Here is a 9,548-nt window from a genome sequence, read left to right as displayed (position 1 = left end):
GCAATCCAGCTTTCACCATATCGCACGGGTCCCGCGGCACGTCACCTCATACGCCTGAGCATGACTGCCGCTTTCCTGGCATGCTACTGTCCCCTTCACCTTTCGGATCCAGGTGAGCCATCAGACCCAAGGACCTCCTCCCGAGTCCTTCCCGTCTATAACGGGGATATAACGAAGCGCCTCGTGGCGCATCAGGGCTTGCGCCCGACCCCGCCGTACTGGTCAGGGGTCTGCGGGACGCTCCCCTCCTGGCGCCACAGGTGCATCGGCACGAACCCCGGTTCGACCAGGTCGAGGCCGTCGAACAGGCTCAGCAGCTCGTCGTGGTCGCGGTCGCGGTAGGGCACGGCGCCGGTCTCGGCGTACTCGTCCTGCGCCTTGCGGATGGCGTCGGCCTCCGCGCTGGGCCCCCGGGGCAGCACGCCGTCGTTGATCGTCAGGTAGCTGCCTGCGGGCAGCGGGTCGAGGATCCCGCGCACGACGGCGCGCGCCTCCTCGATGTCGGCGAGGTGCCCGAGCACCCCCATGAACTGCACGGCCACCGGCCGGGAGAGGTCCAGCACCTCGCCCGCGCCCGCGAGCACCGCGGCGGTGTCGTGCATGTCGGTGTGCACGTAGTGGGTGGCGCCTTCCGGCGAGCTCCGCAGGAAGCGGGCGGCATGGGCGCGCACCGAGGGGTCCTGGTCGACGTAGACGATCCGGGCGTCGGGCGCGGCCCGCTGGGCGACCTCGTGGGTGTTGTCCGCGGTCGGCAGGCCCGACCCGACGTCGAGGAACTGCCGCACGCCGGCCTCGGCGGCCAGGAAGGTGACCGTGCGGTGCAGGAACGCGCGGCTCGCCCGGGCCAGGTCGAAGATCTCCGGGTGCACCGCGGCCCACGCGTCGCCCGCCTCGCGGTCGACCGGGTGGTTGTCGGTGCCGCCGAGCCAGTAGTTCCAGATCCGGGGTGAGGCGGGAACGGATGTGTCGACGCCGTCGGGCGCTTCCTCGGTCACGACTCCGACGCTGCCGCTCCCCGCCGGCCGCCTCAACCCCCTCCCCCTGTGCACCCGCGCCGGGTGCCACGAGGGTCAGCTCGTGGTGGGCATCCGGGCCGGGCGGGCGGCCTCGAACTCGGCGATCCGCTCGGCGTGGCGCAGGGTCAGGCCGATGTCGTCGAGCCCCTCCAGCAGCCGCCAGCGGGTGTACTCGTCGATGTCGAAGCGGACGGTGAGGTCGCGGGCCCGCACGGTGCGCTCCACGAGGTCGACCGTGACCTCGGTGCCCGGGTCGTTCTCCAGCAGCTTCCACAGCAGCTCGACGTCGGGCTGGGCGACCTGGGCGGCCAGCAGGCCCATCTTGGCCGAGTTGCCGCGGAAGATGTCGGCGAACCGGGAGGAGATGACGACCCGGAACCCGTAGTCCATCAGCGCCCACACGGCGTGCTCGCGCGAGGAGCCGGTGCCGAAGTCGGGCCCGGCGACCAGCACGGAGCCGCGGTCGAACGGCGGGGTGTTCAGGATGAACGACTCGTCGTTGCGCCATGCCGAGAACAGGCCGTCCTCGAAGCCGGTGCGGGTGACCCGCTTGAGGTAGACCGCCGGGATGATCTGGTCGGTGTCGACGTTGGAGCGGCGCAGCGGGACGCCGATGCCGGTGTGCGTGCGGAACGGCTCCATCAGGCCAGGTCCTCCGGGGAGCTCAAGGTCCCGCGCACGGCCGTCGCGGCGGCCACCAGCGGCGAGACCAGGTGGGTGCGGCCGCCCTTGCCCTGGCGGCCCTCGAAGTTGCGGTTGGACGTCGACGCGCTGCGCTCGCCAGGGGCCAGCTGGTCGGGGTTCATGCCCAGGCACATCGAGCAGCCCGCGGAGCGCCACTCGGCGCCCGCCGACCGGAACACCTCGTCGAGGCCCTCGTCCTCGGCCTGGAACCGCACCCGCATCGACCCCGGCACGACCAGCATGCGGACGCCGTCGGCGACCTTGCGGCCCTTGATGACGTCGGCGGCGGCGCGCAGGTCCTCGATGCGGCCGTTGGTGCAGGAGCCGACGAAGACCGTGTCCACCCGGATGTCGCGCAACGGCGTCCCGGCCTCCAGGCCCATGTAGGACAGCGCCTTCTGCGCGGCGACCCGCTCGTTCTCGTCGACGATGCGCTCGGGGTCGGGCACGTCGGCGCTCAGCGGCAGGCCCTGGCCGGGGTTGGTGCCCCAGGTGACGAACGGGGTGAGCGCGTCGGCGTCGATGTCGACCTCGGCGTCGAAGACGGCGTCGTCGTCGGTGCGCAGCTCGCGCCACGCGGCGACGGCCTCGTCCCACTGCTCGCCGGTGGGGGCGCGGTCGCGGCCCTCCAGGTAGGCGAACGTCGTCTCGTCGGGGGCGATCATGCCGGCCCGGGCGCCCGCCTCGATCGACATGTTGCAGATGGTCATCCGGGCTTCCATCGAAAGGTTCTCGACGACGTTGCCCCGGTACTCCAGCACGTAGCCCTGGCCGCCGCCGGTGCCGATCTGGGCGATCACGGCCAGCACGACGTCCTTGCTGGTGACGCCGGGCCGCAGCCGCCCGGTGGCGCTGTCGATGTTGATGGCCATGGTCTTGAAGCGGCGCAGCGGCAGCGTCTGGGTGGCCAGCACGTGCTCGACCTCGGAGGTGCCGATGCCGAAGGCCATCGCGCCGAACGCGCCGTGCGTGGAGGTGTGGCTGTCGCCGCAGACCACGGTCGTCCCGGGCTGGGTGAGCCCCAGCTGCGGGCCGACGACGTGCACGATGCCCTGCTCGGCGTGGTTCATCGGGTAGAGCGGCACGCCGAACTCGGCGCAGTTCTTGCGCAGCGTCTCCACCTGGGTGCGCGAGACCGGGTCGGCGATCGGCAGCTCGACGTCGGTGGTGGGGACGTTGTGGTCCTCGGTGGCGAGCGTGAGGTCGGGGCGGCGCACCGGGCGCCCGGCCAGGCGCAGCCCGTCGAACGCCTGCGGGCTGGTGACCTCGTGCACGAGGTGCAGGTCGATGTAGAGCAGGTCGGGCTCGTCGCCCTCGCCCGCCCGCACGAGGTGCTCGTCCCACACCTTCTCGGCCAGCGTGCGTCCGGTGGTGGTCAACGCGGCCATCGCCTTCCTGTCGTCGTCCCGCCTGTTGTCGACGGGTTCCCGGAATCCGGGGCGCATCACAGTGGCGTCCCAGATAGCGAGAAGTTAGTATCGCCTCGTGAGACAGCATAGCGGGATCGGCGTGTTGGACAAGGCCGTGGGGGTCCTGCGGGTCGCCGCCGCCGAGCCGGTCGGGCTGTCCGAGTTGTGCCAGCGCACGGGCCTGCCGAGGGCCACAGCGCACCGGCTCGCCGTGGGCCTGGAGGTGCACGGGCTGCTGCACCGCGGCGCCGACGGCCGCTGGCGCCCCGGCCCCACCCTCACCGAGCTCGCCGCCGGCGGCACCGACCCGCTGCTGGAGGCGGCCTCGGCCGTGCTGCCCCGGCTGCGCGACATCACCGGCGAGAGCGTGCAGCTCTACCGCCGCGACGGCACCCAGCGCGTCTGCGTCGCCACCGCCGAGCCGGCCAGCGGCCTGCGCGACACCGTCCCGGTGGGCGCCCGCCTTCCGATGACCGCGGGCTCGGGGGCCAAGGTGCTCGCCGCCTGGGCGGAACCCACCGTGCAGCGGGCCCTGCTGGCCGACGCCACCTACGGCGAGCGCGTCCTGGTCGACGTGCGCAGGCGCGGCTGGGCGCAGAGCGTCGCCGAGCGCGAGTCCGGCGTCGCCAGCGTCTCCGCTCCCGTCCGCGACGGCTCCGGGCAGGTCGTCGCCGCCGTCTCGGTGTCCGGGCCGGTCGACCGCATCGGCCGCCGCCCCGGCGTCCGCTGGGCCGCCGACCTCCTCGCCGCCGCCGAGGCCCTCCAGCACCGCCTCTGACGCAACGCGAGAGTGCTTTAGCACAGGTTCCCGGCATCCGGGACTCCGCCACCCGTGTTGTCGCGCCGTAGCCGGGGGCCAGCCGATCGGACGACGACCGTGCCGATACCGTGATCTCATCGGCCCGGGCAGGGGGACCCGGCGTCGATCGAGACGAAACGGGTGACGATGAGTTATTTGCTCGGCATCGACGTGGGGACGACGCGCACCGCCGCCGCGATCTGCCGGTCCGGTGCCCGTCCCGGGGAGAGCGAGATCGTCAACCTCGGCGACCGGTCGAGCGCGGTCCCGTCGGTGCTCTACATCGGCGACGACGGCCAGCTCGTGGTGGGGGACGCCGCGGAGCGCCGCGCGCTGTCGGAGCCGGACCACGTCGCGCGGGAGTTCAAGCGCCGCATCGGCGACCCGACACCGCTGGTCGTCGGGGGGCGGCCGTGGGCGCCCGAGGAGCTGTCGGCGCGGCTGGTGCGCTGGGTCGTCGAACGGGTGGCGCAGCGCGAGGGCGGCCCGGCCGCCCGGGTGGCCGTCACCCACCCGGCGTCGTGGGGGGCGCACAAGAAGGACCGGCTGGGCAGCGCGCTGGCCGCGCAGGGCCTGCCGGTCTCGTTCCTGGCCGAGCCGCAGGCCGCGGCGCTGCACTACGCGACGACCGAGCGGCTGGAACCCGGCTCCACGATCGCCGTCTACGACCTGGGCGGCGGCACGTTCGACGCCGCGCTGGTGCACAAGGACGCCGCGGGCTTCAGCCTGCTGGGCCGCCCGGAGGGCCTGGAGCGGCTCGGCGGCATCGACTTCGACGAGGTCATCTTCGAGCACGTCCGGCAGGCGCTGCCGGAGGCCTTCGACAACCTCGACGACACCGACCTCTCGGTGATGTCGGCCATCGCCGCGATCCGCCGCGAGTGCGTCGAGGCCAAGGAGGCGCTCAGCAGCGACACCGAGGTGTCGGTCCCGGTCACCGGGCACGGCGCCGTGCGGCTGCACCGCAGCGAGTTCGAGTCGCTCATCCGGCTGCGCATCGAGGACTCGGTCGACGCGCTGCGCCGGGCGATCCACTCCGCGGGCCTCACCCCGCCCCAGCTGACCGCCGTGCTGCTGGTCGGCGGCTCGTCGCGGATCCCGCTGGTCGCCCAGCTGGTGTCCGAGCAGCTCGGGCGCCCGGTCGCGGTCGACACCGACCCGAAGAACGCCATCGCCCTGGGTGCCGCCCTGTCGCTGACCCCGGCCGGCGCCTCGGGTACGGCGGGATCGATGGCCAGGGTGCCCACCCCGCGCCCCGCGCCGGGGTACGGCGGCCGCGGCGGCTCGATGACCAGCGCCACCGAGGGCGTCACCGACGTCGTGCCCACCGGCATCGTGCGCGCGGCCGCGGCCTCGGCCCGCTTCGACAACCGCTACGACGGCCCCGGGTACGGCACCCAGGCCCGCGGCGGCTACGGGCCGCAGGCGTCGATGGGCGCCACCGCGCACGTGGGGCCGCCGTCGCAGCGCGCCGCGGGGACCGGCAGCATGGGGGCCCGAGCGGCCGCTCCCCCCGTGCGGCCGGCCCCCTACCCGGATCGCCCCACGATGAGCCCTGACGACGTCGACTACGCCGACGCCGACCACGACTACGCCGACGAGCGCAGGCACAAGCCCGCGACGCTGGTCAGCGTGGGCGGGGCCGCTGCGGCCGTGGCCGTGATCGCCACGGTCTTCCTGTGGCCGGGCCCCGACCCGATCGCCACCGACGCCGGCCGCTTCTCCCCCGCCGCGCCCCCGGCCGCCTCCACCACGGTCGAGGAGGCCGAGCCCACGGAGGAACCGGTGGCCGAGGAGACCACCGAGGAGAAGCCCAAGCCGAAGCCGCCACCGCTGACGATCTCGCGCACCCCCGACCCGGTGCCGACGACCCCGCCGGTCCTGGAGACCACCACCCCGCCCCCGGTGGCGACGACCACACCCCCGCCCCCGGCACCGACCACGACGCCGCCCCCGGACGACGACGAGGAGCCGCCGCCCCCGGACGACGACGAAGAGCCGCCGAACGAGGAGGAGCCCCCTCCCCCTCCCGCGGGCCCGGCCCTAGCCCCAGCGGTCTAGCCGACGCACACCGGCCGTCACCACGCACAGCTGGCTGCTGCCGCGCACATGTCACGACATGTGCGCGGCGACCACGGGCTGTGCGTCGTGCGGCCGGTGTGCGTGGTCGCACGGGACGGATCCGAGGTCGCCCGCCGCGCAGGCGCGGCGCAGGCGCCGCCGGAGGCACTGCACGAGCACCCGAAGACGCCTGATACCACCCGGACATGAGAAATCCCCGTTCCGGGTGAACCGGAACGGGGATTCTCGTGTAGCCCCGACGGGATTTGAACCCGCGCTACCGCCTTGAGAGGGCGGCGTCCTAGGCCGCTAGACGACGGGGCCTTTGGATCTGCCTTGCAGTGGAACCCACTCAGACTATCAGATCGTCTTTGTGGCGTTTCCGCTGGGGTACCAGGACTCGAACCTAGACTAACTGAACCAGAATCAGTCGTGCTGCCAATTACACCATACCCCAAGGGTTCTGGATCAGCCGGGGCCCCTCGACTGGGATCCGGTGTCCGCGCCCTGCGTGGAACACTCTAGCCGAGGGCCTCGGCGCGCTCCAAACCGGCCCTCAGCCTGCGCAGCGACCGCTCCCGCCCCAGCAGTTCCATCGACTCGTACAGCGGCGGCGACACGGTGCGACCGCTCACCGCCACCCGGACGGGGGCGAACGCCTTGCGCGGCTTGAGGCCCAGCCCGTCGATCAGCGTGGCCTTCAGCGACCCCTCGATACCCTCGCTCGACCAGGTCGGCAGCTCGTCGAGGCCAGTCAAGGCGGCCCGCAGGACGGGTGCGGCCTCGGCGCCGAGGTTCTTCGCGGCGGCGTCCTCGTCGAGGGTGAAGCCGGCGCCGTCGACGAAGAGGAAGCGCAGCATGCGGGCGGCGTCGGAGAGCACCACGCTGCGCTCCTGCACCAGCGGCGCGGCCGCGGCGAGCAGGGCGCGCTGCTCGGGGGTCGGGGCGGGCTCGGCGGTCGTGCCGTCGATCACACCTTCGGTCACCAGGTAGGGCTCGACCCGGCGGGCGAACTCCTCGACCGGCAGCGCCCGCAGGTGCGCGGCGTTGATGGCCTCGGCCTTCTTCAGGTCGAAGCGGGCCGCGTTCGAGGAGACCCGAGAAACGTCGAACGCAGCCACCATCTCGTCGAGGGAGAACACGTCGCGGTCCTCGGCGATGGCCCATCCCAGCAGGGCCAGGTAATTGAGCAGGCCCTCCGGGGCGAATCCGCGCTCGCGGTAGAGGAACAGGTTCGACTCGGGGTCGCGCTTGGACAGCTTGCGGTTGCCCTCGCCGGTCACCAGGGGCAGGTGCCCGTAGCGGAACGGGCCGTTCCCGATGCCGACCCGGGCCAGCGCCTCCAGCAGGGCGATCTGGCGGGGGGTGGAGGACAGCAGGTCCTCGCCGCGCAGCACGTCGGTGATGCCCATGAGGGCGTCGTCGACCGGGTTGGTCAGGGGGTAGAGCGGGGAGCCGTCGCCGCGGGCCAGCACGAAGTCCGAGACGGTGCCGGCGCGGAAGGTGACCGGGCCGCGGACGAGGTCGTCGAACGTGATGTCGCGGTCGGGCATGCGCAGCCGGTAGACGGGCAGCCGGCCCTCGGCCCGCAACGCAACGCGGTGCGCGTCGGTGAGGTCGCGGTCGAAGTTGTCGTAGCCGAGCTTCGGGTCGCGGCCCGCCGCCTTGTGCCGGGCCTCGATCTCGGCCGCGGACGAGTACGACTCGTAGACCTCGCCCGCCTCGACCAGCCGGCGCAGCGCGTCGGCGTAGACCTCACCGCGCCGGCTCTGCCGGTAGGGGCCGTGCGGGCCGCCGACCTCGGGGCCCTCGTCCCAGTCGAGCCCGAGCCAGCGCAGGGCGTCGAGCAGCGCGGCGTAGGACTCGTCGCTGTCGCGGGCGGCGTCGGTGTCCTCGATGCGGAACACGAAGGCGCCGCCGTGGTGGCGGGCGTGCGCCCAGTTGAACAGGGCGGTGCGGATGAGGCCGACGTGCGGGGTGCCGGTGGGCGACGGGCTGAACCGGACCCGGACGGCGGTCGGGGCGGCGGACGAGGCAGTCATGATGCCCGCCACCTTACGGTTCAGGGGTAACCCCCTGGTCACCGCCCGGATCCGGGAGTACATTTCAACACATGACGAATAACGAGCGCACGACCTGCCTCGTCGTCGGAGGCGGTCCGGCCGGACTCGTGCTCGGGCTGCTCATGGCCCGCGCCGGGGTCGAGACGACCGTGCTGGAGAAGCACGGCGACTTCCTGCGCGACTTCCGCGGCGACACCGTCCACGCGTCCACCCTCACCCTGCTCGACGAGCTCGGCCTCGGCGAGCGCTTCGCCGCCCTGCCGCAGCGCCGGATGGAGTCCGTCCAGGTGCAGCTCGACCGGGGCTTCGCCAAGCTCGGCGACATGCGCAGGCTGCCCGGGGCGCACCAGCACATCGCGCTGGTCCCGCAGTGGGACTTCCTCGACCTGATCGCCGACGCGGCGGCCGCGGAGCCGACGTTCACCCTGCGGCGCCACGCCGAGGTCGTCGACCTGCTGCACGACGGGTCTCGGGTGGCCGGCGTCCGCTACCGCGACCGCACCACCGGCACCGAGCACGAGATCCGCGCCTCGCTGACCATCGCCTGCGACGGCCGCGGCTCGCGGGTCCGCGAGGCGGCCGGCCTCACCGCGCGCGCGTTCGGCGTGCCGATGGACGTGTGGTGGTTCCGGCTGCCCCGCCACGACGACGACCCCGAGGGCGGCGTCGGCCGCCTCTCCGCGGGCCACTTCATGGTCATGATCGACCGCGGCGACTACTGGCAGTGCGCCTACCTGATCGGCAAGGGCACCGACGAGCAGATGCGGGCCGAGGGGCTGGCCGGCTTCCGCGACCGGATCGCCGCGCTCGTCCCGTGGGTCGCCGACCGGGTGACCGACCTGGAGTCGTTCGACGACGTCAAGCTGCTCAACGTCGAGCTGAACCGGCTGCGCCGGTGGTACGCCGACGGCCTGCTGCTGATCGGCGACGCCGCGCACGCCATGTCACCGGTCGGCGGGGTCGGCATCAACCTCGCCGTGGCCGACGCGGTGGCCACCGCCCGGATACTGGCCCCGGCCCTGCGCTCGGGCGGCATCGTGGGCCCCGGCCAGCTGCGCAGGGTGCAGCTGCGCCGGTGGTGGCCCACCGCGCTGATCCAGGGCGCGCAGAAGCTGGCCCACCGGTTGATCCTCCGGGTGCGCTCGGCCGCGCCCCGGGTCGTCGACGGCCCCACCGCGCACGTCGGCGCGGTCGGCATGCTCGACGAGGTCGACCGCACGGCGGGTGGTGCGCTGCCGCTGCCGCTGCGGCTGGCCAACCGGTTCCCGGTGTTGCAGGGCATCCCCGCCCGGCTGGTCGGCATCGGCCCGCTGCCCGAGCACGCCCCGGCCTGGGCCCGCCGCCCGGCCACGCCGGCCGCCCAGGAACGCACCCCCCAAAGCTCCTGACCCACCCACCCCCTCGCCGCCCGCCCATGCAGAGAGTTCAGGAAAGCCACGATGCCGCCCTCGGGGGACAGCATCGTGGCTTTCCTGAACTTCCGGGGTGAGGCGGGTGCGGAGGGAGCGAGGGGTGG

General features: G+C 73.4%; 7 protein-coding genes and 2 tRNA genes. 3 read left to right on the top strand and 6 right to left on the bottom strand.

Annotated elements, in window-relative coordinates:
* Nucleotides 1-191 precede the first annotated feature (191 nt).
* The 3 genes from KDL28_RS35220 to leuC form a co-directional block, all read right to left on the bottom strand.
* Nucleotides 192-995 carry an SAM-dependent methyltransferase gene (locus tag KDL28_RS35220; protein ID WP_252445706.1) on the bottom strand — a complete coding sequence of 268 codons (804 nt, stop codon included), beginning with the start codon at nt 993-995 and terminating at the stop codon, nt 192-194.
* Nucleotides 996-1,070: 75 nt separating this feature from the next.
* Entirely contained in the window at nt 1,071-1,658 is a 588-nt protein-coding gene (gene leuD, locus KDL28_RS35215) for a 3-isopropylmalate dehydratase small subunit (protein WP_252445704.1), read from the bottom strand.
* Nucleotides 1,658-3,088, bottom strand: a complete 1,431-nt coding sequence (gene leuC, locus KDL28_RS35210) for a 3-isopropylmalate dehydratase large subunit (RefSeq protein WP_252445702.1) — start codon at nt 3,086-3,088, stop codon at nt 1,658-1,660. The genes leuD and leuC overlap by 1 nt, the downstream gene beginning before the upstream one ends.
* A 97-nt stretch (nt 3,089-3,185) precedes the next feature.
* On the opposite strand from leuC, the gene KDL28_RS35205 reads away from it, so the two are divergent.
* Nucleotides 3,186-3,887 carry an IclR family transcriptional regulator gene (locus tag KDL28_RS35205; protein ID WP_252445700.1) on the top strand — a complete coding sequence of 234 codons (702 nt, stop codon included), beginning with the start codon at nt 3,186-3,188 and terminating at the stop codon, nt 3,885-3,887.
* A gap of 168 nt (nt 3,888-4,055) precedes the next feature.
* Entirely contained in the window at nt 4,056-5,969 is a 1,914-nt protein-coding gene (locus KDL28_RS35200; RefSeq protein WP_252445698.1) for an Hsp70 family protein, read from the top strand.
* A gap of 251 nt (nt 5,970-6,220) precedes the next feature.
* Here KDL28_RS35200 and KDL28_RS35195 read toward each other — a convergent pair.
* The 3 genes from KDL28_RS35195 to gltX form a co-directional block, all read right to left on the bottom strand.
* Nucleotides 6,221-6,293 (bottom strand) — tRNA-Glu (locus KDL28_RS35195).
* 61 nt (nt 6,294-6,354) lie between these two features.
* Nucleotides 6,355-6,426 (bottom strand) — tRNA-Gln (locus KDL28_RS35190).
* Between the two features lie 64 nt (nt 6,427-6,490).
* Nucleotides 6,491-8,011 (bottom strand): glutamate--tRNA ligase, encoded by a 1,521-nt coding sequence (gene gltX, locus KDL28_RS35185; protein WP_252445695.1) that lies wholly within the window; start codon nt 8,009-8,011, stop codon nt 6,491-6,493.
* Nucleotides 8,012-8,082: 71 nt separating this feature from the next.
* Here gltX and KDL28_RS35180 point away from each other — a divergent pair, with 71 nt between their 5' ends.
* On the top strand, nt 8,083-9,420 hold the full coding sequence (locus KDL28_RS35180) for an FAD-dependent oxidoreductase (RefSeq protein WP_252445693.1): 1,338 nt from the start codon (nt 8,083-8,085) through the stop codon (nt 9,418-9,420).
* Nucleotides 9,421-9,548 lie beyond the last annotated feature (128 nt).

The organism is Pseudonocardia humida (assembly GCF_023898865.1).
GTDB classification, from domain to species: Bacteria; Actinomycetota; Actinomycetes; order Mycobacteriales; family Pseudonocardiaceae; genus Pseudonocardia; species Pseudonocardia humida.
Note: the sequence above shows the minus strand (reverse complement) of the source record. Positions and strands in the feature narration are given on the sequence as shown.